General features: G+C 39.1%; 19 protein-coding genes, 1 tRNA gene and 1 pseudogene. 1 reads left to right on the forward strand and 20 read right to left on the reverse strand.

The genetic code is table 11. From position 1 onward, the window contains the following. From FD16_RS12750 to FD16_RS05600, 4 genes and pseudogenes are all read right to left on the reverse strand, one after another. A partial coding sequence (locus FD16_RS12750) for a mucin-binding protein (RefSeq protein ID WP_235804810.1) occupies window positions 1-202 on the reverse strand: 202 nt, incomplete at both ends. Window position 203: 1 nt separating this feature from the next. Beyond that, window positions 204-4,181 (reverse strand): annotated as a pseudogene (locus FD16_RS13350) (mucin-binding protein); the annotation flags it as partial. Window positions 4,182-4,577: 396 nt separating this feature from the next. Then, on the reverse strand, window positions 4,578-6,002 hold the full coding sequence (araA, locus tag FD16_RS05595; RefSeq protein WP_010621414.1) for an L-arabinose isomerase: 1,425 nt from the start codon (window positions 6,000-6,002) through the stop codon (window positions 4,578-4,580). Window positions 6,003-6,328: 326 nt separating this feature from the next. Then, window positions 6,329-7,411: a GntR family transcriptional regulator gene (locus tag FD16_RS05600; protein WP_010621413.1), complete on the reverse strand. Its 1,083-nt coding sequence runs from the start codon at window positions 7,409-7,411 to the stop codon at window positions 6,329-6,331. Between the two features lie 144 nt (window positions 7,412-7,555). Between FD16_RS05600 and FD16_RS05605 the strand changes: the two genes are divergently transcribed. Beyond that, window positions 7,556-8,407 carry an aldo/keto reductase gene (locus FD16_RS05605; protein WP_010621412.1) on the forward strand — a complete coding sequence of 284 codons (852 nt, stop codon included), beginning with the start codon at window positions 7,556-7,558 and terminating at the stop codon, window positions 8,405-8,407. 379 nt (window positions 8,408-8,786) lie between these two features. Here the strand turns inward: FD16_RS05605 and FD16_RS05610 are convergent, their stop codons facing one another. From FD16_RS05610 to FD16_RS05685, 16 genes are all read right to left on the reverse strand, one after another. Further along, window positions 8,787-9,026, reverse strand: a complete 240-nt coding sequence (locus FD16_RS05610; RefSeq protein ID WP_029508309.1) for a hypothetical protein — start codon at window positions 9,024-9,026, stop codon at window positions 8,787-8,789. Between the two features lie 255 nt (window positions 9,027-9,281). Then, window positions 9,282-9,737 carry a MarR family winged helix-turn-helix transcriptional regulator gene (locus tag FD16_RS05615; RefSeq protein ID WP_010621411.1) on the reverse strand — a complete coding sequence of 152 codons (456 nt, stop codon included), beginning with the start codon at window positions 9,735-9,737 and terminating at the stop codon, window positions 9,282-9,284. Window positions 9,738-10,061: 324 nt separating this feature from the next. Further along, complete coding sequence (locus FD16_RS05620) at window positions 10,062-11,441, reverse strand: sugar porter family MFS transporter (RefSeq protein WP_010621410.1); 1,380 nt, start codon at window positions 11,439-11,441, stop codon at window positions 10,062-10,064. Window positions 11,442-11,965: 524 nt separating this feature from the next. Next, the gene (locus FD16_RS05625; protein ID WP_010621409.1) at window positions 11,966-12,694 is read right to left on the reverse strand and encodes an L-ribulose-5-phosphate 4-epimerase; all 729 of its coding nucleotides are present in this window, start codon (window positions 12,692-12,694) and stop codon (window positions 11,966-11,968) included. A gap of 23 nt (window positions 12,695-12,717) precedes the next feature. Beyond that, window positions 12,718-14,325, reverse strand: coding sequence for a xylulokinase (locus tag FD16_RS05630; protein WP_010621408.1), 1,608 nt, complete (start codon window positions 14,323-14,325; stop codon window positions 12,718-12,720). A 499-nt stretch (window positions 14,326-14,824) separates the two neighbouring features. Continuing rightward, window positions 14,825-15,148 carry a hypothetical protein gene (locus FD16_RS05635; protein ID WP_010621407.1) on the reverse strand — a complete coding sequence of 108 codons (324 nt, stop codon included), beginning with the start codon at window positions 15,146-15,148 and terminating at the stop codon, window positions 14,825-14,827. Between the two features lie 337 nt (window positions 15,149-15,485). Next, a complete protein-coding gene (adhE, locus tag FD16_RS05640; RefSeq protein WP_010621406.1) occupies window positions 15,486-18,098 on the reverse strand; it encodes a bifunctional acetaldehyde-CoA/alcohol dehydrogenase in 2,613 nt (870 codons plus the stop codon). A 289-nt stretch (window positions 18,099-18,387) separates the two neighbouring features. Next, window positions 18,388-18,894 (reverse strand): DUF1836 domain-containing protein, encoded by a 507-nt coding sequence (locus tag FD16_RS05645; protein ID WP_010621405.1) that lies wholly within the window; start codon window positions 18,892-18,894, stop codon window positions 18,388-18,390. Window positions 18,895-18,966: 72 nt separating this feature from the next. Further along, window positions 18,967-19,641: a M15 family metallopeptidase gene (locus FD16_RS05650; protein ID WP_010621404.1), complete on the reverse strand. Its 675-nt coding sequence runs from the start codon at window positions 19,639-19,641 to the stop codon at window positions 18,967-18,969. A 12-nt stretch (window positions 19,642-19,653) separates the two neighbouring features. Then, window positions 19,654-20,190: a hypothetical protein gene (locus FD16_RS05655; protein WP_033385542.1), complete on the reverse strand. Its 537-nt coding sequence runs from the start codon at window positions 20,188-20,190 to the stop codon at window positions 19,654-19,656. A gap of 325 nt (window positions 20,191-20,515) precedes the next feature. Continuing rightward, on the reverse strand, window positions 20,516-21,073 hold the full coding sequence (locus tag FD16_RS05660) for a hypothetical protein (protein ID WP_010621402.1): 558 nt from the start codon (window positions 21,071-21,073) through the stop codon (window positions 20,516-20,518). A 180-nt stretch (window positions 21,074-21,253) separates the two neighbouring features. Continuing rightward, window positions 21,254-21,326, reverse strand: a tRNA-Thr gene (locus FD16_RS05665). Window positions 21,327-21,391: 65 nt separating this feature from the next. Beyond that, complete coding sequence (locus FD16_RS05670) at window positions 21,392-22,633, reverse strand: glutamate-5-semialdehyde dehydrogenase (RefSeq protein ID WP_010621401.1); 1,242 nt, start codon at window positions 22,631-22,633, stop codon at window positions 21,392-21,394. Window positions 22,634-22,638: 5 nt separating this feature from the next. Beyond that, the gene (gene proB, locus FD16_RS05675) at window positions 22,639-23,460 is read right to left on the reverse strand and encodes a glutamate 5-kinase (protein WP_010621400.1); all 822 of its coding nucleotides are present in this window, start codon (window positions 23,458-23,460) and stop codon (window positions 22,639-22,641) included. A 60-nt stretch (window positions 23,461-23,520) separates the two neighbouring features. After that, the gene (locus tag FD16_RS05680) at window positions 23,521-24,057 is read right to left on the reverse strand and encodes an NAD(P)H-binding protein (protein WP_056938537.1); all 537 of its coding nucleotides are present in this window, start codon (window positions 24,055-24,057) and stop codon (window positions 23,521-23,523) included. 9 nt (window positions 24,058-24,066) lie between these two features. After that, a complete protein-coding gene (locus FD16_RS05685) occupies window positions 24,067-24,939 on the reverse strand; it encodes an ATP-binding cassette domain-containing protein (RefSeq protein WP_010621397.1) in 873 nt (290 codons plus the stop codon). Window positions 24,940-24,995: the final 56 nt, after the last annotated feature.

Below are 24,995 nucleotides of genomic sequence, written 5' to 3' on the forward strand. Positions count from 1 at the left end.
CCGTCTTTGGTTCCGTTGGTGTTAATGGTTCTCCGTTTGGTCCCTCAGGGACCAGTGGTGTGGTAATTTCAATCGGTGCCACTGGTGTTAAGACTACCTTAAAGACTTGATCCGTGTTGTCGTCATTGTCAAAGTAAGCATTCAAGGTTCCATCAGTTACTAGGTTGTAGCCTTGGTTAATGGCTTCTTGGATACCTGGTACNCTGTGTACTTGTATCTCCACTAATGGATTGATTAGGAATAATCGTATCGCCAGTCGTTTCATCAATATATTCCACGACAGCTTTTTGTGTATCAGGTGCATAAATAACAATCGTTGGTGTATTTGTCTTCTCTGGGAAATTAGGAACCGGTTGTCCCGGAACTACTGTATAACCTGGAATATTTGGATACATAGTTGTGTCAATTGGTGTATCTGGAATTCCGGTTTCTGTTACAGGAGTTGTTGGTTCCCCAGGAACATCATTTCCATTTGGTAATTCTGGTTTAATTGGTGTCGTTGTTTTAATAACTGGCACTGGAGTTAAGACCACTTTGAAAACTTGATCTGTGTTGTCATCATTATCAAACTGTGCATTTAAAGTGCCATCAGTTACTAGGTTGTATCCCTGATTAATAGCTTCTTGAATATTTGGAACAATTTGATCGTGCTCGACCAACGATCCCGTACCTCCAGAAATTGGTTGGTCAGCAAGAATCTTATTACCATTTCCATCGACATACTCGACCACTGCTTTTTGAGTATCTGCCGTATAAATAACCGTTTGTTGCTGATCTTGTGGAGTTGTTGTTTGCTCTTTTGTAGCAGTAATTGGTGTGTTGGTAAAGGTCACTTCATCTTGATCTGGAGTGTAGCCGGTTACTGGTGGAGTGGGAACTGTTTCGCTTTGGTCACTTGGCGTGTAAACAACCGTCCCAGTGACTTCATCAGTATCTGAACTCCAAGTAACAGGATTGGTACTATCAGCTGGTGTCAAGTCAGTTGGTGTTCCTGTATAAGTAACTACGTTATTAGTCGTTATAGCAGCTTGATTGACATCATGAACATGTTTTAGATGAACGGTATAAGCTTGATCTGCATTATCATCACTGTCGAACACAATTGAAGCTGGAACATCCGTACTAACAAGTTCATAGCCTTCATCTGTGAAACCTTTTAGTGTACCAGTGTAATCATAGTCACTAGTGGTATTGCTACCACCAGTTAGTTTATCGGTTTGGATGGTACTATTTTCATCATCATCGATATACGTAACTGTAGCATTTTGTTGATCAGCAGTATATGTGACAGTTATTTTTTGATTTTGAGGAACATCTGCTTTATTAACTGCCCCATCGCTAGGTCCTAACGGATCATTGGTAAAAGTTACCGTGGTTTGGCTAGCAGTATAGCCAGGTATTACAGGGCTCGTAACCGTGTTACCAGTACTTGTAGGGGTAAAGGTTTCATCGTTGTTAGCCTGATCCAAGTCCACATTCCAGTTCACACTCGTAACATTGTCAGCCGGTGTTAAATTGTTTGGCAACCCAGTATAAGTGACCGTATTCGTGGTGGTTGTGGTGCCACTATCGTGAACATGTTTTAATAACACAATTTTAGGGACCCAAGTTGGGACTTCAGTGGCACTAGTAGGAATTGTAAAACTATAGTTTCCAGAAACTGGTTGGAAAGCATCAGCTAATTCATAACCGGTTGGAATCTGCTGTGAGACGTTATATGTCGTGCTTTCATTAGTAACGCCATTAATTGGAATACCTGCTCCAACTTGTGCATTGTTATTATCTTCATCTTCAAAAATCACTTGGGCTTGTTGTGGGTCAGCAGTAACATGAATCGTAACCGTATAGGCACCTCGTCCGATATCCAAAGGGTCAGTACCATCAGAAACGCTTTGGCTTTGCAAAACTGGTGTGAAATCAACGGTTTGCGTGCTAGCATCATAGGTGGCACCTAGTGGGTCAGTAGCGCTGTCGGCAAACCCACCATTTGGGTAAGCCGCGATATCTGGTGAATACCCGACTGGAAAATTATTCAGTGTTAAAGTCGCCGAATCAATACTTGGAGTATATGTTGTAATTTTAGTGACTTCGTCATATGCAATAGTCCAAATGACGTTTGGCGAATATACGGTCGTCACCCCCATCGAGGTCGTACTACCTTTTCCAATCGTGTCATTAATATAACCAATTTGTAATGTCCAATCGTCAGTTTCGGTATCAATAATGTGTTTTAATTCTACCGTAAAATCATCACTGTCATCATCACCGAGTTTGATGACATCAGTGCCTAATCTATTTTGGGTACTATCCGCTAGTGTATAGCCTGTGGGAAGTTGCATTAAATAATTGGCAGCATAACTAGCATCTGGGCTAACCGCGCCACTAATAACCTGCGTTCCTTGGGGTCCTGCAATAGGTTGGTCACCATTATCAGCATCTAAATAAGTAATCGTGGCGGTATTTGCCAATACATATGTGTCAGGCGTTACACCATCATAACTGGTGACGATAGCCCCTGAAGGATTGGTCACAGTCTGACCAACACCACCGCCATTGACGTCACCAGTACCAAAACCTACAGCTGCCCAAGTTGGATTATTAACATTGATATTAGCTAAATTCATGGCCGGCATGTCAGCACCAAAGGTAATGTTGATCAAATGCGAATTATTATCTAACATCTGATTCATCGTCGCACTCGCATTCGGTGTCCAAGCCTCGAAGTTAAGGGTCGTAAAGGCTGTGCCGTTAAACAGGTTGTCAAAATCAGTAACGTTGCTAACATCCCACTTTGGATAATTATCAACTTCACTTAGTGAGCTATCTTGATAGAACATGTTGGCCATTGTTGTAACATGACTGGTGCCAATTTGGCCTAAATTAAGGTCCGTAAGCCCGCTATTCCCAGCAAAAGCCCCACTCAAATCTGTGAACACGTCCGACACCCATTGAGATGTATCAATGGTAGCCAATTGACTATTACCCGCCTGATTATCAGCAGTTAAGTTATTTAAGAAATTAGCCGCGGTCGTGAGATTAGTCATCTGCCAACCAGAAATATTTAAAGTCGTCAGTTGTGGCGTATTTTCAAACATCCCACTAATATCTTGCATTGAGTTTCCAACACCCCATTGAGCGTTGACACTCGTTAGACTAGTGTCATTTCTAAACATGTCAGCGGCAGTCGTAACTGTTTCAATGTTCATTCCACTAACATCAACTGTTTGTAAACTAGTATCATTTTCAAACATGCCACTAACATCTGTTAAATTAGCTCCACCAACAGACGTTGCAAATGTAATATTCGTGAGTGCTGTATCGTTAGCAAACATGTTCTTCATGCTAGTAATATTAGTGAAATCAATGTTATTTATATCACTCACCGTCGTTAAGCTTGGTAGATTTGCAAATAGATTACTGGAATCAGCTGGTAATATTGTAGAATTTGACACAAAATCGATACTGGTAATATCAGTATTGCCACTCCATGGAGCAGGCGTGGTCAAACCACTAATATCACCGGCAATTTGCAAAGTCCCATCACTAATTTGCCATTGACCGCCAGTGGAAACCGTTCCAGAAGTGGCTGTATCAGCAGCTATTGCATTAATTTGTTGTGGCTGACCAGTTTGTTGATACTGCTCTTCAGCTGCCGACTTTGCTTCCTGTATTTGATCACTTGTTGGATTATTTAATGTCTGTATATCAGCAGAGCTTGACGCTTGATTAGCATCGACTGATGTTCGTTGTGCTGACACCGCCCTGTCAGATTTAGATGCACTGCTTGTATCAGTTTGATTAGCTGGTTCGGATACAATTGCTTCGCTAGCTACACTACTTTCAGTTTGACTAGTAGATGTTGACGTTGCAGCTACAGTCTCACTAGCATTGTCAACTGAGAAGTTGCTTGCAGCGTTATTAGCTTCTGACAAATTATTCGTGCTATGCGAGTTCAAAGCCACACTTGCAGTATTGCTGTTAGCGGCACTCGTCACAACAGACGTATCAGTGGATACCGGTGTTGTATCACTAGCCTCAGCGTTTTGAGTGCTTAAACCAACCCCCAATGAAATTGCAAAAGTAAAAATTCCAGCATACACCCAATTTTTACCACGTTTATACATCTTGTAGTGTTCCTGTGCATTTTGACGTAAGAAGCTGGATTTGTTATTTCTAGACATATTCTAATTCATCCTTTCTTTATACAAACCGGTTCACTAGCAACCAGTGTTGTACTCCCAATAAAGTACTGACAATTAGTAATAAATAGTAAATCTATTAAATTAAAATGATTGTAACACGTATATAACTATTAAAACGTCAAGAAAATATTTTGTAACATAGCTTATACAGTTTAAGATGTTAATCATCTACTAAATAACGTGTAAACTATCATTACCATCATTCAGATAGATGCTATCATTTTTAAGAAAAACATTAAATGTCTTCACGTGGGTGTTTGTTCTACGTGTTTTTATAAATTATCTAAAAAGAGTGTAATTAACATTATTTTTAAAATGCCTGGACACTAAAAAAAGGAATCGCTTTAGCGATTCCTTTTAATCGAAAATTTTAAATTATTGAATGTCAACAAAGTCTAAGTCGATCAAGTTGGCAAAGTCTTGCAACTGTGTGCTTGTCAAAGCAAGTGAGAATACAGTATGGTGACCACCACCAGCGTGAATCCAAGCAGTTGCGCCCTTCTTCAAGCCAACTTTAGGTGTCCATAATTGCTTAGCAACTGGAAGATGTGGAGTTTCTTGTGCTTTAGCAGCAGTAACATCGTAACCAATCATCTTGAAGTCTGTACCCATGTCTGAAACGGTAACATCGATACCATCACCAGCTGAACCTGTAAATACAAGACGTGCAGGATCATCTTTGCCACCAATATCCAATGGGTGAACTTCAACACGAGGCTTATCACTAGCAATTGTTGGATCAACTTCCAACATGTGTGAACCAAGGATAGCTTCTTTACCATGTTGTAATTCAAGTGTGTAGTCTTCCATGAAGGCTGTTTGTTTGTTGTGTGACATGATCTTAAGGAGACGTGCCAAAGCAGCTGTCTTCCAGTCACCTTCAGCACCGAATCCATAACCTTCAGCCATCAATAATTGAGCAGCTAAACCAGGTAATTGCTTCAAGCCCCAAAGATCTTCGAAGTTTGTAACAAATGCGTGATAGTTGTTACGTTCCATGAATGACTTCAATGCGAAGTATTGACGAAGTTGTTCCTTAACTGAAGATTCGAACTTTTCAGGTGTGTTGTCGCCAACAACAAATGTATAGTCCTTTTGTAATTCTTCATATTTTGCATCAACGTCTTTTTCGTCAACGTGCTTGATTTCTTCAACCAAATCACCGACACCATAGTAATCAACAGTCCAGCCAAATTTAATTTGTGCTGAAACCTTGTCACCTTCAGTAACGGCAACATTACGCATGTTATCACCGAAACGAACAACACGAATCTTTTGGCTTTCGTTGTAGGCTACTGCAACATCTTCCCACTTACCGATTTCGTTTTGTGTTTCTTCATCGCCCCACCAGCCGTAAACAATCTTGTTGTTAAGGCCTAAGCGAGCATTGATGTATCCATATTCACGGTCACCATGGGCACTTTGGTTAAGGTTCATGTAATCAAAATCAATTGTGTCATATGGGATCTTGTTTAAGAATTGTGTTGCCAAGTGAAGTAATGGCTTCTGCAATAATTTTGTACCGCGAATCCAGTTTTTAGCTGGTGAGAATGTGTGCATCCATGTGATGACACCGGCAACGTTGTCATTGTAGTTAGCATCCTTCATAAACTGAGTGATGTTTTCGGCGGTAGTAGCAACCAACTTAAATACAACCTTGTATGGTAACTTACCACTTTCGTTTAATTTGTCGACAATTTCACGGGCGTCGTTTTCAACTGATTTCAGTTGATCTTCACCATACAAAAATTGACTACCAGTTGCAAACCAGAATTCATAATCAGGTACTTGTAATGACATGAGATGATCTCCTTTTTAATTTATTGTGTTGCAATAGAATTTGAATAGCGTTTTCATCCAAGCAACCGCAACACTTAAATCGCTTACATACATATTGTATGATATTTGTCCGTATAAATCAACAAAAACTTTTTTTGATAGCATAAAAATGACAAGTATTAGCCCTCAATAGCTGATAAATCTGTGCGATATCAGTGCTTTTATCGTTTAGAAAATAAATTTATCAAATAGTAAAAGTCACTAAAAAAGCCGCCCACTGGACGACTTTTGGTAATAATAATTAAATTAATTGTACTTTTTTAAAATTGGTGACATAAATTTATTAACTATTGATTCTTCTTAATACCTGCTGATTTTCTAATTTTTAGATCCAAAGGATAGCGAATTGATTCCACTTCCTCATGGTTAATCATTCTCATCAATAATTTGCCAGCATCAATCCCCATCTTACCCTTTGGATGGACAATCGTTGTTAAGCTTGGTTCAATGTACTTACTTAGTTGATAATCATCGAAACCGACAACGGCAACATCTTCTGGAATTCGTAAATCCAGCGAACGGACAACATCAATAATTTGAATTGCCAATTGATCGTTATAACAAGCAATCGCTGTTGGTCGATCTTCGCGCTGAAAAATACCCGAAACCTTATCGAAAATCTTAACCATTTCATCACTCGATTGGTACATAACCATTTCACTTAAGTACGATATCTTCGGATGCTTAAGGTATGCGTGAATAAAGCCGTCCATCCGATGAACTCCCTGCAAATCGTCTATTTGAAAAATGCCAAGTATTTTTTCATGTCCTTGGGTAAATAAGTACTCGGTCAATTGCTGCTCAGCATCGGAATCTTGTGTCTCAACATATGGAAAGGTGAAGTCCTCATAATGAGAGTTGATAAATAGCGTTGGAATTCCAGACGCTTTGATTTTTTCATAGATGTCACGATTAGGGTTAGGTAAAGCACTTTGAGTTGGTTCAATAATCATTGCTTCGATATTATCATCAAGCATACGGATCAAGCTTTGCCGTTCCTTTTGGTGATTGTTATGTGTATTACTCAAGATCATTGAGTACCCGTTATCGGAGATTACCCGATCTATGCCACTAATGATGCTTGGAAAAATATAATCGGCGATATGCGTTGTAATCAAGCCAATCATCTTATTATTGACCTTACTTGAACGGCCCTTTTGCCATTCGTCAACAAACATCCCCCCACCTTGAATACGGTAGACGTAATGTTCATTCTCTAGTTCACCGATTGCACGACGAATTGTGTATCGACTTACCTTATATTGTTCCATCAGCTCGGACTCTGTTGGCAGTTTATCGGTGACTTGGTACTTGCCGGCAATAATCTCTGACTTCAGGCCCTGCTTGACCATTTCATATTTACTTTCCACGAAATCTAACTCCTCATTTTTACGTATCTTTGCTAATACTATATCACTTGGAAACGTTTTTTGCTTCAACAGATGATAAACTTTTTTTCTTTTTAGCTTTTACGTTTATAATAGAGCATGTTAATAAACTAAACGGAGGCCATTATGACAGATATTAGCGATAACTTCATCACTCTCGCCGATGGCAATAAGATGCCACAGCAGGGGTTCGGTGTTTACAAAATCACCGATCAATCCGAATTTGAGCAGGCCGTGACTGCCGCATGGCAGCAAGGATACCGTCTGTTTGACACTGCACAAATGTACGAAAACGAACAGTATCTTGGTAAGATTTTACATGATTTACAGGTGCCACGCGAACAAATTTTTATTACTACTAAAATTTCGGAAGCCAATCAAGGTTATGACGCCACAATTCGTTCAATGAAAGAATCTTTAAAAAAATTACAGATGGATTATGTTGACTTATTATTAATTCACTGGCCAATTAACACCCACTTTTTCGACACGTGGCGTGCATTTGAAGATCTGAAAGCTCAAGGACTCACAAAATCGATTGGTGTCAGCAACTATGGCATGGTTCATCTTCAATACTTGGCAACCCAAGCACGTGAAATGCCAGTATTAAATCAAATTGAGGTTAGTCCCTACATGAGCCAGAAGCCACTCCTTCAGTTTGATAGAGAAAATAATATTGCTACCCAGGCATGGAGTCCGCTTGGACGAGGAAAAGTATTTAACGAGCCCGTCATTGCAAAAATTGCCGAGCAAAAACACCGTTCAGCAGCTCAGATCATCCTCAGATGGCACTTGCAAAACGGTGTAGCATTCATACCAAAATCAACTCATCCAGAAAGAATTGCACAAAATGCATCTATTTATGATTTCTCATTAACAGACGAAGAAATGCAACTGATGGATAGTGTTAATAAGAACCATCGTGTAAGTAAGGAACCTGAACTTGTTTACGAGTTTGGGGAACAGTATCCATATTAAGAGTGCGTAGAGTCCCCGGTCTGAGACTGGTGTATAAGAAGATTAGGAGGATTGATTGCCGGTTTTTGGCAATTGATTCTCCTAATCTTCTTATACGTTAGGTCTCAGGGGACTCGGAGCACATTTCGATTATATAAATTGATCAGAAGCACTAAAAAGTTAAAGATAAAACTCTATGATTAGCAGAAACAAGCAAAAACAGTCCGAACCACATCATATAAGCAAAGAGAACCATATAGCTCATACCCATCAGTATCCATCCTGCTGCCTAGCTGAAACGTGCAAAAATAGACTGATCCACATCATATAAGCAAAGAGGACTCACAGCCAAAACCCAGGCTGTCAGTCCTCTTTGCTTATATGAGACGGATCAACCCGTCTATTTTTGCACTCTATTTTGTTTCATATTCATGACCGCAATAACATCAGCAATAATAACCATTGCCAACCCAATTAGTGATACATATAAATTATCGTACATCATTGTCACAGCTGACAGCATAAATAACGACACAGAAATCATCCTTATCCTGCTACTCTTTGATGACTGGTGACGATCACGATTAAGCTGAAATAAGCCCGTGGCCAGTATAAAAATCATCACTATCAACCTAAACATTACGTTACACCTCATTTCTCATCATCTAAATATTTTTATTTCATCGATTTGAACACACAGTCTAACACTTTATGAAAATGTTTCAACTATAAAGAACTAAAGCGCATTTTAGACCGAACACATCAGTATATTTAATCAGTCTTTGAGCCTTAATCTGCTCATAACTATGTGAGCAAATGTATGTTTTTAGCTTCTATTCGTTGATATAAACATTATACATAAAATTATGGTTCGATACGTTTATTCATAAAAACATCAAAAATTGTTTATCATTTTGTCAACAACTTCCATAAAGATATGTTGCTCACCAGGTGTCACATCTTTTGTCATCTTTTTTTCAACTTGATCAACTAGTTTACTAATTTGATCAAAATGAGCGTCCATAAATTCTTTTCCAATTGGTGACAAGCTCAACATGACCTGTCTCGCATCAGTGTCTGACTTACGGGCTTGAATGTAATTCATTAAACTAAGACGCTTGACGATTCCTCTAGTGGTCGGATGACTCAAACGGAAATTTAATTCCAATGATTTTTGAGACATTTCATCATCTACAATATACAAAGTGTTAAGAACAGCAACTTGAACACCGGTTAAATTAGGAATCACTTTACTAATCGTATTGTTCAATTCCTTTTCAACTAGTGTATCAAGCATCTTTAATCTAGGACCCAGTTGATCTCCTGGTAACTCTGGTAGTGGTTTTGTCATTAGTTGCTCCTCCAAGTTGAACGAAGTACCCTGCTTCGCTATCTAATCAGTTGATATCATACCACAAAAACAGAGTCGTCAAGAAGGCGTTTAGATTATGTTGTATAAGCAAGGGTCGCTAATATTCGTCATTTGGATGTTTCCAAACCTTGCTTATACAATGAGAATTTGACCTCTTGACCACGTTTAGAACCGACAACAAAAAAACGAGATCCCATAAAGGATCTCGCATAAAACTTCATGTCATTAATACGCGCAACCAAAGCATACCAACGAATATTTATTTTTAAATTTTATTAATGAGCTGTTGCAATGTTAGAGAAATTATTCCTTAACGTTCTTAGCTTCGATCTCTTCAAGTGAAATACCTTTAGTTTCTGGAACACGGAACTTAACAAAGATAACACCGAAGATACAGATAACACCGAAGATGGCGAACACGGCTTCTTGTGGAAGACTTGCAGTCATGATTGGGAATAACAGACCAACAACGAATGAACCAATCCAGTTGAATGATGAAGCCAAGCCAGCGGCTTTACCACGAACAGCCAGTGGGAACATTTCACCAACGATAACCCATGTTAGTGGAGCCCAAGTAAAGGCGTAGAAGAAAACATAGATACATAGGAATACCAAAAGAAGAATTGGGTGTTCAGTACCAGTAATCTTGTTAACAATAGCTGGGATCAAGAATGAAATGGCCATGATTGTACCACCAGTCATGATCAATGTACGACGCTTGAATTTTTCAGCAATGATCATGTAGAGCAAAGCTCCGACAACCAAGATAACACCTTGGAGAACTGACCAAATCAAAGCATCACTAGCGTTAATCTTCAAAGCACTTTCAACGATCAACGGAATATAGTAGAAGATCGCGTTTGCACCTTGGAATTGCTGGAAGGCAGCAACCCCAACACCGGCAATAACTAGGTAACGATACTTACCAGTAAATAATGAAGCGTAGCTAACACTCTTGTTAGCAGCAGCATTTTCTGCTGAAGCAGTTTTCTTGATATCACTTAATTCTGAATCAATTTCATTGTCGTTATCACGAACGTAACTCAAAACCTTACGAGCTTCGTCGTTTTGACCATGGTTAACCAAGAAACGTGGTGATTCAGGTAATTTCAAAACACCAAAGAACAAGATAATTGCAGGAACAGCAGCGAAGGCTAACATAACACGCCAGCCCCATGATACTGGTAAACCTTTGAATACGTAATCCATGATGTATGAAATCAACATACCAGAAACAATCATTGTTTGGTTAAGTCCATTCATACGACCACGTAAACGTGCAGGTGCAAGTTCGGCCATGTATGGAGGTACAAGTGCTGAAGCAGCACCAACGGCCAAACCAAGGAAGCACCGAACGATAATCAAGTACATTGTACCGTTGTTAGGTGCAAAACCTGATAATAGTGAGAAGATACAGAAGATAACAGCTGAATACAAGATCATACGACGACGACCAAGACGGTCAGCTAATTGTCCAGCAATTGCACCACCAAAGATGGCACCGAACGTAACACCAGAAGTAACCCATCCGACTAATGAAGCATTTGACATTGCGCTTGCCCAATCAATTTTCAAGAAAGGTAAGGCACCAGTCATAACACCAATATCATAACCAAAAAGGATTCCACCAAATGATCCAAAGAAGTATATGAACCAACTTGGAATTTTCTTTTCATTTTCCATTGTACTTTTCTCCTTTGCTCCAAAGAATTAAACATGATGCCGTCAACGTAAGCGCTATCTAAAAACCCAGTAGTTTGTCAACAGAACTCGTATCGATCAGCATCACTTAACGGTAAATAATGGCTGTAGTTGCTGTGCCCGATCACATTTTGTCTAGAATTAAATATGACAAGGTACCGCTTACATATCTAACAATAAAATATTTGTACGTATAAATCAAGTACTAATTTGATTTATTTTACAATTTTTGTAATCGATTACCTTTTTAAGCTTTATTTACGTTCCTTAAAATACCGTTAAATCAGCTTTTATAGGCAAAATCATCTTTACATATTGATTTCGTAATTATTTCATCAATTTTAATTAGTCTCTAATTTATTTGATGATTACGCTAACATTTTATTTGAATTAATCATCCAATACTCTGATTAGATTGAAAATTTATAGTTACTTACCGAATAACAGAGTCAAAAAAATGGATATCGCAACCTTCAAGATTGCGATATCCATTTAAGCACACAAAACTATGCCTTCTTAGCATGTCCTTGTGACTTAGCATTAGTTTGACCGTAATATGCATTGGCCCCATGCTTCCGATAATAGTGCTTGTCTAACAAGTATTGTGGCACATGACTGTCGTCATGAGTCAATTGAAGAGTATGGTAATCCATCTCAGCAACGACTTCAAGAACCTTAGCATTATGCACAGAGTCAGCGGCATCTTTGCCCCATGTGAATGGTCCATGTTGGCTGACCAATACGGCTGGGACGGCGTCTGGATCGATACCACGTTTTTCAAATGTATCCACAATTACCTTACCGGTATTTGCTTCATATGCATCTTCGATTTCTTCCTTGCTTAATGCATCTGCGGCTGGAACATCCCCGTAGAATGTATCTGCATGAGTTGTACCAAAGGCTGGAATGTCCATCTTAGCTTGTGCAAACGAAACTGCCCAAGGTGAGTGAGTATGAGTCACACCACCGATGTTTGGAAAATGATTGTAAAGGTATGTGTGTGTTGGGGTATCACTTGAAGGGTTCATGTCACCTTCGACAACTTCACCCTTCAAATTAACGACAACCATGTCTTCTGGCTTCATCTTGTCATAATCAACACCAGAAGGCTTGATGACAAATAAGCCTTTCTCACGGTCAATTTGTGAGACATTACCCCACGTAAATGTGACAAGATCAAGTTTTGGCAACATCATGTTAGCCTCATAGACCTTTTGCTTAAGTTCCTCTAACATTTAAATATTCTCCCTCTTTCTTATTAGTTCATCTTCATTGATTCTACAGCCTTACTCTCTACAGGTAAAGCTGCTTTGTAATTATCAATAAATTTCTCGTATCCGCGAACACTAACAGGTTCTGGATCAAGAGTTGAACTATCAGGATCAGTAAACACTTCATCGTCAAGATAATCAGACAATGATTGACCATCTTTGTGACTCTTGGCATAAAGTGCTAGAACAGCCATCCCCCATGGTCCACCTTCGCCAGCATTACCCATAACTGTAATTGGTGTGTTCAATGCGTCAGCGAGCACTTGTTGTGCAACAACTGGTGTCTTAAATAATCCACCTTGAGCGATCAAGACATCTGTCTTAATGTGTTCCTCACGCAATAGGATATCCATACCAATCTTCAAAGGAGCAAATGCTGAATAAAGCTGTGACTTAAAGAAGTTAGCCAAATTGAAGTTAGCATCTGGCTTACGGACAAACATTGGCCGGCCTTCTGGTAAACGAGTGATGTTTTCACCTGAAAGATAAGCAAAGTTAACAACGCCACCAGCATCTTGATCACCCTTTAATGAGTTATCAAATAAAGCACCGTATAATTCGTTACCTTTTAGTGGCTTACCAATTGCACGTGCAAATTCACTAAAGATACTTGCCCATGCATTAATATCTGACGAGCAGTTGTTAGTATGCACCATGGCAACTGGTGCGCCATCTGGTGTTGTAACCATATCAATATCACGGTGAACCTTCTTCAATGGGCTGTCCAAAACAACCATTGAGAATGCCGATGTTCCGGCTGAAATATTACCAGTACGTTTACGAACAGCATTAGTTGAAACCATCCCTGTACCAGCATCACCTTCTGAAGGAGCCATCAATGAACCAGCTTGCAACTGGCCACTAGGATCAAGTAAAGCGGCACCTTCACTAGATAATGTACCAGCACTTTCACCGGCAACCTTAATACTTGGTAAAATGTCTTTGATATCCCATTGATACTGCTTAACAGCTTGAAGTGCACGGAATTTGTCTAACATGCCAGCATCAAAATCTTTGGTTCCTTCGTCAATTGGGAAAATACCAGATGCATCACCAATACCAACGACTTTTTCACCAGACAACTTCCAGTGAACATAACCGTCAAGAGTGGTGATAAAGTCAACATTCTTAACATGTTCTTCCTTGTTGAGAATTGCTTGATAAAGATGAGCAATACTCCAACGTTCTGGAATGTTAAAGTTGAAGAGTTCTGTTAATTCACTAGCAGCCTGGCCAGTGATATTGTTACGCCATGTACGGAATGGTACAAGAATTTCTCCACCCTTATCAAATGCCATGTAGCCGTGCATCATGGCACTAATACCAATTGAGCCTATCTTAGTTAAGCCAACGCCATACTTGTCTTCAACTTCAGCGGCTAAGTTAGCGTAACTTGTTTGGATTCCCTCCCAAACCTTGTTGAGTGGGTAACTCCAAATTCCTTGGTTTAATTCGTTTTCCCAAACATAGTCACCTGAAGCAACTGTTTGGAAGTCAGTAGAAACTAAAACTGCCTTAATTCGTGTTGAACCAAGTTCAATACCAAGAGCAGTGTTTCCGCTTACAATTTCGTTCTTAATTTGATCTGCATCCATGGGATAACCTCCACCTATATAATTAAGTAAGAAAATATATAATTACATCAAAGTTGTACGCTTACATTGTAAGATATTTATCCGTATAAATCAATAAATATCTAGATTTGTTTCATGAATAATAGAGTAGAGTGACAAATAAACCGATTAGGTCAAGTTATGTAAGTGAATAAGACGGATATCTCCGGGTTTGGGATATTTGACTTATTGGCTTACATGGCAGGACCTGGTTTATTTGTCGCGTTTCGGCTAGTCCGCCTAAAGCCACCATAAAAGAGCATCCCTTCCGAGGCAAAAAAACGTTAACTATTCAACAACTCATAGCAAATACACCTAGAATCATGCATCAATTTAAAAATTTCTCTTACATCTAAAACGTGCTCCGAGCACACTGAGGCCTTACAAAAATAAGGAGTGCAACTAAATCAATTGCAGAATCTGCAATCAATCTAGCTACACTCCTTATTTGTACAGCCTCAGCCCGTGTGCTCTCCGCACTCTACTTTGCTTCTTCTCCTCTTCGCAACAAATGATAATGCATCACAATGTTACCGTTAATGATAAAGATAATACTACTTAACAGCAATGCGTAAACAGCTCCACTTGTCACTCCAATCAAGTATAGAATCGCCGTTGCGACAGCAAACACAATTGCAACTCCCGTTAATATATGAACAGTCGCCTTCAATTTATGATAGATCGGCATGTTGTCTTCAACATCAGCGGTTGTTTGCTGCTTTTGATCCAATGTATCTCGATAGACCATAAAAGCCGCAAATAAAATACAAAATACAAACACAATCAGTGCAAATGTCATATTCATAGTTTTATGTTTATGGCGCCTTCTTAAACTTATTGAGAAAGCAGCCAATCCTTTCTGTAATTTCTATTAACAAATATAGCATGAATTTTATGTGAAAGTGAATTCTTTGACCAATAAATTTTAACGGAATACCGCTGAATCAGGTGTTTGTTTAGTAATAAATTTTTGTTTATACGTTTAGAATGAAATTAACACACTTTCTACTTTTATTGTAGAAACGTGCGAGCCAATCCAGCTCGACATAATATAACGGCCAAAACCCCATCAGGACCACGGTTCAGTCCTAATGGGGTTTTGGCCGTTATATTACCACGAGCTTACTGGATTGGCTCGCACTCTATTTTGTTTCAATACCTTTCCCATCAAAATCATCAATCATGATCTGTTTCAAATCATCGATTAAAGGTTCCTTAGGGTTAGCTGTAGTACATTGATCTTCATATGCTAATGCTGGAAGGCCATTTTCAATTGCCTTATCGAAATCGGCTTTCTTAACGCCGTTACCTTTAAGGCTTAAGTTGACGCCAACCGCATGTGCCAGCTTAACAAACTTGTCAATTAATCCGTTGATCAATTCTTCGTCAGTATTGCCTTGTACCCCAACGTAACGAGCTAAGTCAGCATAGTCCTTGTTTGCACGGAAGTATTCATACTTAGGCCATGCTTGGAACTTTTGTGGTTCAGTTGAGTTGTACTTAACAATGTGCGGGTAAGTAATTGCAATACATAGTCCGTGGGCTAAGTTGAATTCTCCACCTAATTTGTGAGCAACTGAATGGTTAATACCAAGGAACGCATTTCCGAATGCCATACCCGCTAAAGTTGAAGCATTGTGCATTTCTTCCTTAGCGTGTGCATCACCATTATATGATGCTTCCAAGTTGTCAAAGACTAACTTAGCTGCTTGCAATGACCATGGACGAGTGTAATCTGATGCTAATGCTGAAACGTATGACTCAGTAGCATGTGATAAAACATCAAGACCAGAGTAAGCAATTGTACGCTTTGGTACAGTTTCAATGAATTGTGAGTCTACGATTGCCACATCAGGTGTCAAAGCATAGTCAGCTAATGGGTACTTAACGTGGGTCTTGCTGTCAGTAATAACAGCAAATGGTGTAACTTCTGAACCAGTACCTGAAGTTGTTGGAATAGCAACAAACTTAGCCTTGTTAGCAGTACCAAACTTGTATGTCCGCTTACGGATATCCAAGAATTTTTGCTTAGCACCAAAGAAACTTGATTCTGGGTGCTCGTAGAATAGCCACATGTTCTTAGCTGCATCAAGTGGTGAACCACCACCAAGTGCAATGATTGTATCTGGTTCAAATTCGCGAATCTGTTTCAAGCCACGTTCAACAGTATCTGTCGATGGGTCTGGTTCGATATCTGAGAAGATTTCATATTGCATTTCGTTACCGTTAGGACGACGCTTTAATTCGTTGATAACGATATCTGCATAACCATACTTAACCATACTTGGTCCAGTAATGATCATAACTTTCTTAACGTTTGGCATGTCCTCAAGATAACGAACAGAGGTCTTTTCGAAGTATACTCGTGGAAGTTTTACCCATTGCATGTTATTCCGCCGCTTTGCGATAGTTTTGACATTGATTAAATCAAATGATGATACGTTGTGAGAAATTGAGTTTTTGCCCCATGAACCAGTACCAAGTGTCAATGAAGGAATCATTTCGTTATACATGTTACCAATACCACCAAGTGCTGATGGCGTGTTAACAATCACACGACTAGCCTTCATCTTGATACCAAATTTCAGGATTACATCGTCATCTTCTGATTGAATAGCTGCTGTATGGCCCAAGCCACCGAAGTGAAGTAATGCATCACATAATTCAAATGCCTTTTCTTGAGTCTTAGCACGATAAACTGACAGAACTGGTGACAATTTTTCAGCAGAAAGTAGTTCTTGCTTACCAACTTCGTTGATTTCAGCAATTAAGATCTTTGTGTCCTTTGGTACTGAGATGCCGGCAAGCTTAGCGATGTTATAAGCAGACATACCTGGAATTGGTCCCTTAACACCACCCCGTTTTGGATCAAACATTGCATCACGTAACGCCTTGTGATCTTTCTTAGCAACAACAAACGCATTGTGAGCTTTAAACTCAGCCATGGTCTCATCATAAATGCTATCTTCAATAACAGCACTGTTTTCTGAAGCACAGATCATACCATTGTCAAAAGTCTTAGAAAGTAAAATGTCATTAACGGCACGTTTGATATTAGCTGTCTTTTCAATATAAACTGGACCATTACCAGGACCAACACCTAAGGCAGGTTTACCAGTTGAGTAAGCAGCCTTAACCATGCCAGGACCACCAGTAGCAAGAACACTAGCAACACCGTCGTTATTAATTAATTCTGTTGTAGCTTCAAGGCTTGGTGCATCGATCCATTGAATGATATTTTCAGGTGCGCCAGCTTTAACTGCAGCATCTAACAAAATCTTAGCTGCAGCAACACTACTCTTTTGAGCTTGTGGATGGAACGCGAAAATAATTGGGTTACGAGTCTTAACAGCAATTAATGATTTAAAGATTGTTGTCGAAGTTGGGTTCGTAACAGGGGTGATCCCTGCAATGACACCAAGTGGTTCTGCCACTGTGATTAATTGACGTTCCTTGTCATCTTTAATGATACCAACTGTTTTATCATGTTTGATTGAGTGCCAGATGTATTCTGATGCGTAGATGTTTTTAACTGCTTTGTCTTCTACAACACCACGACCAGTTTCTTCAACAGCTAATTGAGCAAGTTCCATATGCTTGTCCAAAGCAGCCATTGCCATCTGGTGAACAATGTGATCAATTTGTTCTTGGTTGTAACTGTCCAATGCATCTAAAGCTGTATGGCCATTTGCAACGAGCTTGTTAATCATTTCGTCAACGTTTACTTCTTCTTGTTGTTTGGGTTCTTTAATCATATTATTTTCCCTCCATGCCCGATAAATATCTTGTGAACATCTTAACAACTACGAGTATATACCGTTTTTCATTTTTGTAAAGCTTTTTGTGCAAACTTTTTCAAAGTCAATAAAATCAATGCTTTGTTGTGATAAAAGCGGCGTTATTTTTTCACAATATCGATTACTGATACGACAACAAGGACTAAAATAGTTTGTGAATTAAATAACTAATTGTAATCGCTTTCATTTTTTGCAAAAAAAATAAAAGAAATTTGATGGGCAAACACCAAATTCCTTTTATCAGAACCTAATTCTTTTCTTTTTCCATTAATTTAAGTAACATTCTAGCTCTTAAACTGGTAATTACACTTTCAGTAGCAACCTCCATTAGCTTGTTGTTAAGCTGATTGGTTCCATCATCATCGGGTAACTGTTCACCTTTTAGAGATGCTACAAGCATCGACACAAACCTATCATATCCCTGCTTTGGGTAATTTCGCTTAGTAACTTGGTCAATTCCTGACCGGATCGTTTCTAACGAGTATGTAGACTTTAACAGACTAATAATCAAAATATCAGCAACTTGCATTGATTGGTACTTTTTCTTCACTGGAGCCACAACAACCTTATGCTTAACATAGTTGTTAATCATTGATGAGGTTATCGGTTCAAATTCCAGCTTACCTAACGTACTGTTTACAAAAGCCACAACTTGATCCATATACAAATCAAACTTAGGTAGTTCATCCCACGTTGGCAATGCAACCGTCGCTAATGATTCTTCCCACTCACGATATTCATCCATAATCTCCATTTTTTCACCCCATTTTCGTAATCAATTTTACCCCAACACATCTAGTTATGGCAACTACAACAACCAGTTTATTTAATTAGATATCTTAGCAATGTACTGTTCCAGGGTTAAATGATGATGGTAGATATAGCTGGCATTACGCTTACCAACGTAGCGAAAGTGCCAGGACTCATACGAAATATGCGTGGAATTTTTCCCATTTTCTGGATATCGTAGTATCCATCCATACTTCCACGAATTAGCCGCCAACCATTTACCTTGTTTCGTTTTTGCAAAAGATTGAGTTACATCACTACCAGCTTTTTGTTCACGGGGAGTCAAAAAATCCATTGCCAATCCAGTTTGATGTTCACTAGCTCCAGGTTGATTAACCGTCTTGAGTGCATCAGAGCGGGCCGCAGTCGCACTCATCCCCTTCGCTTCTCGAGACTCAATATTTCGATTCAACACTTGTTCTTGTTGTGCATACGAACGATATCCAGACCCCGCTACCAGTGTTGCTCCAGCTGATTTGGCAGCCGTAGTCATTTTTTCGTAGCTGGACACTACTCGTGAATCCAACTGTTGTCCATTATCAACCGTTGTCAAATTAGGGACGAAATTTGAATCTAATCTATGATTAACATTTACCAGTTTTAAATCCCATTCACTGGCATTAGCCGTCTTAAGTGTTTGAGTACTTTGGTACCAATTAAATCCAATGATACCTAAAATCACAATTAAAATGACCAGCAGTGTTTTTTTCATATTTTCACTTTCCTATTTAATGATGTGATAAAGACACCATACCATATCCGGATGATATTTCTGAATAATTTGATATGGATGACCTTCCGTTAAGGAATCTTCACTAACTATTGTAAAACGATAATCGTCAGCCACAAAGTGATCGTACGCGCTGGCCTTACTGCCGGCATAATGAATTGAAATATCCAATTTCTGTTTTTTTAGGTACGTGTTTAATAAGTTAGTCGTGGCAGGATGAATAATCGCCTTATTTTGTTTAAAGTTGAAATTTGAAATTAAACAGAGGGTCTTCAATGGATGATGATAAACCGTTTCTAATGTCAAACGGTCCCAGTACTCATAACTAAGCTCACGCCACCCAAAATCACTGTGCTTGCTTTGATAAGCTGCTGGCAATAATAAATAGTCATCCGCATAATGTTGCAGATTTTCAATAATATCATCAAAACTATCATGAAGAACGATTTCATTTTCAACATCATCAGGAATGTGCTGTGATGCTTCATAGCTATCAGTAGCTTTCGGACCAAGCGTGTGTATTTTTCTCATATTATTTTCTCCATTCATAAAACCAAAAAATCCGTCAGACTTAAGCTCACTTAAATCTAACGGATTGATTCTCGATTTTAACTCCGATAGATTAACCATACCTATCGGATATTTCCTCAGATATGGACGCAAGCCATTTGGGCGTCCACATCTGAGACATGGACGCTATCTAAAGAAACTAAAATTAAATTGTTGTAATTGCTGTTTACTCATTTAATCTACCTCAGATCTATTTGTATTCATTAAAACAGGGTGAGTGATATTTGTCAAATTCAGAATTCTCTAAACCGAGATTTGATGATGATTGATCAATATTTCATAATCATCAGTCACCTTGTACCTGACTAGTCCGATAAGCTCCATTAGTATCCATACCTGGGAACGTTAATTCATCCCCATTCTTATGCACTGTCAAAGTTTCAGGTCCACCTTTATATAAGCCACTAGGCTGACCAGTTCCCGAAATCAGGTATTCCCCATTTTGCATTTTCCAAGTCACATTCGTGATTTTTTCACTTGGCATATTAGAATACTGTAAAGTAATCGAATCCGCAGTAAATTCGTACACAGGGGCAAAACCATCAGATTCATTTTGTTTTACCTTATCCTGATACAATCCGATCAATTCCGCCGGCACTCCATTGTGTACGGCATCATCGCTACTGGAACTACTAGAGCTGGTTGAACTACTTTGACTGTTCACAGAACTTGTACTGCTTTGACTAGTAGCACTCTTATGTGAATCCTTGCTTGATGTATTTTTAGTACTGACCGAACTTTTGTCACTAGAACTTTGTGATTTACTGTGAGACGAGTTACTCCCACAACCCGCCAAAGCCAACACAGCAATTACTGCAACTCCTGCACCTACAACTTTTTTCATAATATATCCCCCAATAAATTCGATATAAAAATTATATCAAACCGCAAATGGCGGTTACAAGAGCTTGCAGGACTATTGATTAAATTAATTTATTTAGTAATAATCTGATTATTATATCTATTTAGATATTTAGACGCACAAAAAAAGCCCCAAACCAATGGGACTTTCATGTATCCGTGATGCTGATTACAGGATTCGAACCTGTGACCCCTTCATTACTAGTGAAGTGCTCTGCCAACTGAGCTAAATCAGCATAACTGAAAAGTACTCTTAATATATTACCATAAAATCATAAAAGTACAATACAGTTAGGAGATTTTATTTACGAATTTGACCATTACCACGAATTACGTACTTAGTAGACGTTAATTCATTTAGCCCCATTGGTCCGCGAGCATGTAATTTTTGCGTACTAATACCAATTTCGGCACCAAAACCAAATTCAAAACCATCGGTAAAACGAGTTGATGCGTTCACGTAGACGCACGCCGCATCTATTTCACGAAGAAACTTTTCGCTATTTTCATAGTTATCAGTAATGATCGATTCTGAATGTTTAGTGTTGTACTTATTAATGTGATCGATTGCTTCATCTAATGAATCAACTACCTTGACTGCCATAATGAAGTCATTATATTCAAGACCCCAGTCTTCCTCTGTTGCAGGCGTAATGTCAGGTAAAATTTCTTGTGCACGTTTATCCCCACGCAACTCAACATTAAATGGCTTCAACGCTTCAGCAATCTTTGGCAAAAACTCTTTTACAACACTCGAATGGATCACAATTTTTTCAGCCGCGTTGCAGACGGATGGTCGCTGTGTTTTGGCATTAACAATAATATCTGAAGCCATTTGTAATTGCGCAAATTCATCAACGTAAATATGGCAATTTCCTGCCCCAGTTTCAATAACAGGAACCTTTGCATTTTGTACTACTGCTTGAATTAAGCGTGCGCTACCACGTGGAATTAAAACATCAATGTATTCAGTTAACTGCATCATCTTGTCAGCCGTTTCATGCGATGTGTCCTGCATAACTTGAATCATGTATGGATTAAGGTCGTTTTGTTTTAATACGGATTGCAAAACGTCACACACTGTGATGTTGGTCTGGAGTGCTTCCTTACCACCTCGTAAAATAACAGCATTGCCCGACTTGAATGTCAGAGCTGAAGCGTCTGCAGTAACGTTTGGCCGTGCCTCATAAATAATACCAATCACACCTAAAGGCACTCGCTGCTGTTCGATCATTAACCCTGCTTCAGTTCGCCAGCCTTTTTCAATATTACCAATGGGGTCTGATAATTGTGCAACTTTTTCCATCCCCAGTGCCATTTGTTCAATTCGTTCTGCTGTTAAAGTCAATCGATCAACAAAATTCACAGCCAGATCCGAAGCAGAGTTCAGGTCACGTTGATTGGCCAACATAATTTCTGCTTGGTGCTGTCTCAACGATTGCGCCATTTGAACTAGAACTTGGTTTTTAGTGATTGTTGACAATTGTGACAATTCTCGTTCTGCTGTTTGGGCTTGTTGCCCAATTACTTGCAAATCATCCATATTGACTAGTCCTCCCGTTTCAACGTCGGAGCAAACAGCGTTCCGACTGATTTACCGGCTAAAATATCAAAAATAATTTTGGGATCGGTCCCGTTAGCTAACACCATTTGATGTCCAGCGCTCATCACCCGCTGGGCAGCCTTTAGCTTAGTCACCATGCCGCCAGTTCCAAATCTAGTGCCGGAACCACCGGCAGCTTCAATAATTGCTGGAGTAATTTCATCGACATAAGGTAGTGGATGAGCATCATCATCAACATGGGGATCAGCATTAAAGAGTGCATCAATGTCAGATAAAACGATTAACAAATCAGCATCTAAAGATGTTGCGACAATAGCAGACAATTGATCATTATCACCAAAAGTCGTTTTGTGATCCAGTTCATCAACGGCCACAGTGTCATTCTCGTTCACTATTGGGATTGCATTCATGTTCATTAACTGGTCAAACGTATTCAATACATTTTCCCGACTATGTGGATAATCCATCACGTCATGTGTCAGCAAAACTTGTCCAATCTGCTGACCATAACTGGCAAATCGTTGATTGAAGATTGCCATCAGTTCATTTTGCCCAATTGATGCAATTGCTTGTTGCGATGCAATGTCTGCTGGCCTTTTTTTCAAATGCATTTGGTTTAATCCAACACCAATTGCTCCAGATGAAACAAGAACCACTTCACGACCCTTTTTCCGAACCGCGCTTAGTACAAACGCTAATTCATCCATTGTTCTTAAATTTAACTGACCGTCTGGATAGATTAGACTACTGGTACCAATTTTAACAACTAATCGTTTGGGGTCCAGAAAATTTGGCCGTTGACTCATTTATTCCACCTCATTCAATATTTTCACTAATTGTAACCATTTTACATTATTTGTCCAATATTATATATCGCTGACGCCAATTGATTGGTTCGTGTACTGATCGATTGAGCAGGCATTCGCAATTATTGTTGCTAACGAATCAACATTCACTAAATCACCCTGTAACGGGCTTCCTTCATTAGAAACTTTCACACTAGTTGAAGCATTAGTTTGCGGAGCAGCACGGACGATTGTATATGGAATCTCAAGTTCATCAATCATTTTAATGGCGTATTGATATGAAAGAATCAAATCCCCATATTCATCCCCATACCAACTAGATAATTTTTTTGTATCAACTTCATCGTTTACTCCGGCAATCGACAACATGACAATTTTTTCAGGAGCTTTAGCGCGCTGATCAAGTAAGCCAATCAGATCAAACACTTGATCGTCGACTCGCGGATTTTCAGCCAGCCAAACGACCACTTGTGCTGTTTTCAAAGTTTGGTCAAACTGAGAAGTCAATGTCACCTGATTACCCAACCGAACTAAATCATCATTAACCGATTGTCCGAGGGACTCAATGTTATTCGCAACTACTGTTATCTTTTTCATTCACTGCACCTACCAAACCAATAATTCATCTGCAACCGTGGCGTCAGTAATTCTAACATCCGTAATTCCACTTTGCTCTAGTAGTGGTAACAATGACTGAATACTGCCACTGAAAATAAATTCCTGCTTGGCAGGCGTTTCTTCTATAAAATGACCACCTAGCGTGGCGACCGTATCAACTGGCAATCCAGCGCCAATCACCTTAACCACGCAATCACTGCTGTCATGCGTTAATATTTGCCTAATCTGTGAAACATGTCCGTTAGAAACATAAATAATATGATTAGACCATCGTTGCATTTCGGGGACAGATTCACTGGTAAATAGGATGGTTGCATGAGTTTTTTCAACATAATCTGTTAGCAACTGCCAAATACTATTGGCGCTAATTTCATCCATGCCTGCAGTTGGATTAACCATTAGTAAAATCGGTAGCTTCAACGATACTAGTTTCACAATTTCTACTTGACGTAATTCAACTTCGTCTAAATCACCTAACCGTGCATCTGAATCAATTTTTAGCTGATCAATAATTGAATTAGCTTGTTCAGCACTTAAATGTCCTTCTTTGGCCTTTTTTAAGCTATTATTCAGATATTCTTTCACTGATACATGTTTACTGGCCTGTAAACTACTTGGCAAGTAACCGATTGATTGGCCTAATTTTTTTCGATCATGACGAGCATCATGATCATTGACGATCACGGTACCCTCATCAGCTTTAATCTGTCCTTGGATAAGGTCAAAAATTGCCCCAACGCGTTCAAACTTATCAGGACAAATTGCACTTATTGTGGATGACTCAACGCTTAGTGAAAATTCTTCTAATAATTCTTTCTTATGATCTACCAAACCAACCCCGGTAAATTGAACTGTGGTCATCAGTCTTTCCTCCGTCATTTTCCATTCTCATCACCCTATAATAATAGACCAAAAAA

Source organism: Paucilactobacillus suebicus DSM 5007 = KCTC 3549, from assembly GCF_001434475.1.
Lineage (GTDB): Bacteria > Bacillota > Bacilli > Lactobacillales > Lactobacillaceae > Paucilactobacillus > Paucilactobacillus suebicus.

Coding starts and splice junctions, on each gene's coding strand:
- araA (WP_010621414.1), bottom strand. CDS start 6,002: ATGTCATTACAAGTACCTGATTATGAATTCTGGTTTGCAACTGGTAGT.
- FD16_RS05605 (WP_010621412.1), top strand. CDS start 7,556: ATGACAGATATTAGCGATAACTTCATCACTCTCGCCGATGGCAATAAG.
- FD16_RS05610 (WP_029508309.1), bottom strand. CDS start 9,026: ATGTTTAGGTTGATAGTGATGATTTTTATACTGGCCACGGGCTTATTT.
- FD16_RS05615 (WP_010621411.1), bottom strand. CDS start 9,737: ATGACAAAACCACTACCAGAGTTACCAGGAGATCAACTGGGTCCTAGA.
- FD16_RS05620 (WP_010621410.1), bottom strand. CDS start 11,441: ATGGAAAATGAAAAGAAAATTCCAAGTTGGTTCATATACTTCTTTGGA.
- FD16_RS05625 (WP_010621409.1), bottom strand. CDS start 12,694: ATGTTAGAGGAACTTAAGCAAAAGGTCTATGAGGCTAACATGATGTTG.
- FD16_RS05630 (WP_010621408.1), bottom strand. CDS start 14,325: ATGGATGCAGATCAAATTAAGAACGAAATTGTAAGCGGAAACACTGCT.
- FD16_RS05635 (WP_010621407.1), bottom strand. CDS start 15,148: ATGAATATGACATTTGCACTGATTGTGTTTGTATTTTGTATTTTATTT.
- adhE (WP_010621406.1), bottom strand. CDS start 18,098: ATGATTAAAGAACCCAAACAACAAGAAGAAGTAAACGTTGACGAAATG.
- FD16_RS05645 (WP_010621405.1), bottom strand. CDS start 18,894: ATGGAGATTATGGATGAATATCGTGAGTGGGAAGAATCATTAGCGACG.
- FD16_RS05650 (WP_010621404.1), bottom strand. CDS start 19,641: ATGAAAAAAACACTGCTGGTCATTTTAATTGTGATTTTAGGTATCATT.
- FD16_RS05655 (WP_033385542.1), bottom strand. CDS start 20,190: ATGAGAAAAATACACACGCTTGGTCCGAAAGCTACTGATAGCTATGAA.
- FD16_RS05660 (WP_010621402.1), bottom strand. CDS start 21,073: ATGAAAAAAGTTGTAGGTGCAGGAGTTGCAGTAATTGCTGTGTTGGCT.
- FD16_RS05670 (WP_010621401.1), bottom strand. CDS start 22,633: ATGGATGATTTGCAAGTAATTGGGCAACAAGCCCAAACAGCAGAACGA.
- proB (WP_010621400.1), bottom strand. CDS start 23,460: ATGAGTCAACGGCCAAATTTTCTGGACCCCAAACGATTAGTTGTTAAA.
- FD16_RS05680 (WP_056938537.1), bottom strand. CDS start 24,057: ATGAAAAAGATAACAGTAGTTGCGAATAACATTGAGTCCCTCGGACAA.
- FD16_RS05685 (WP_010621397.1), bottom strand. CDS start 24,939: ATGACCACAGTTCAATTTACCGGGGTTGGTTTGGTAGATCATAAGAAA.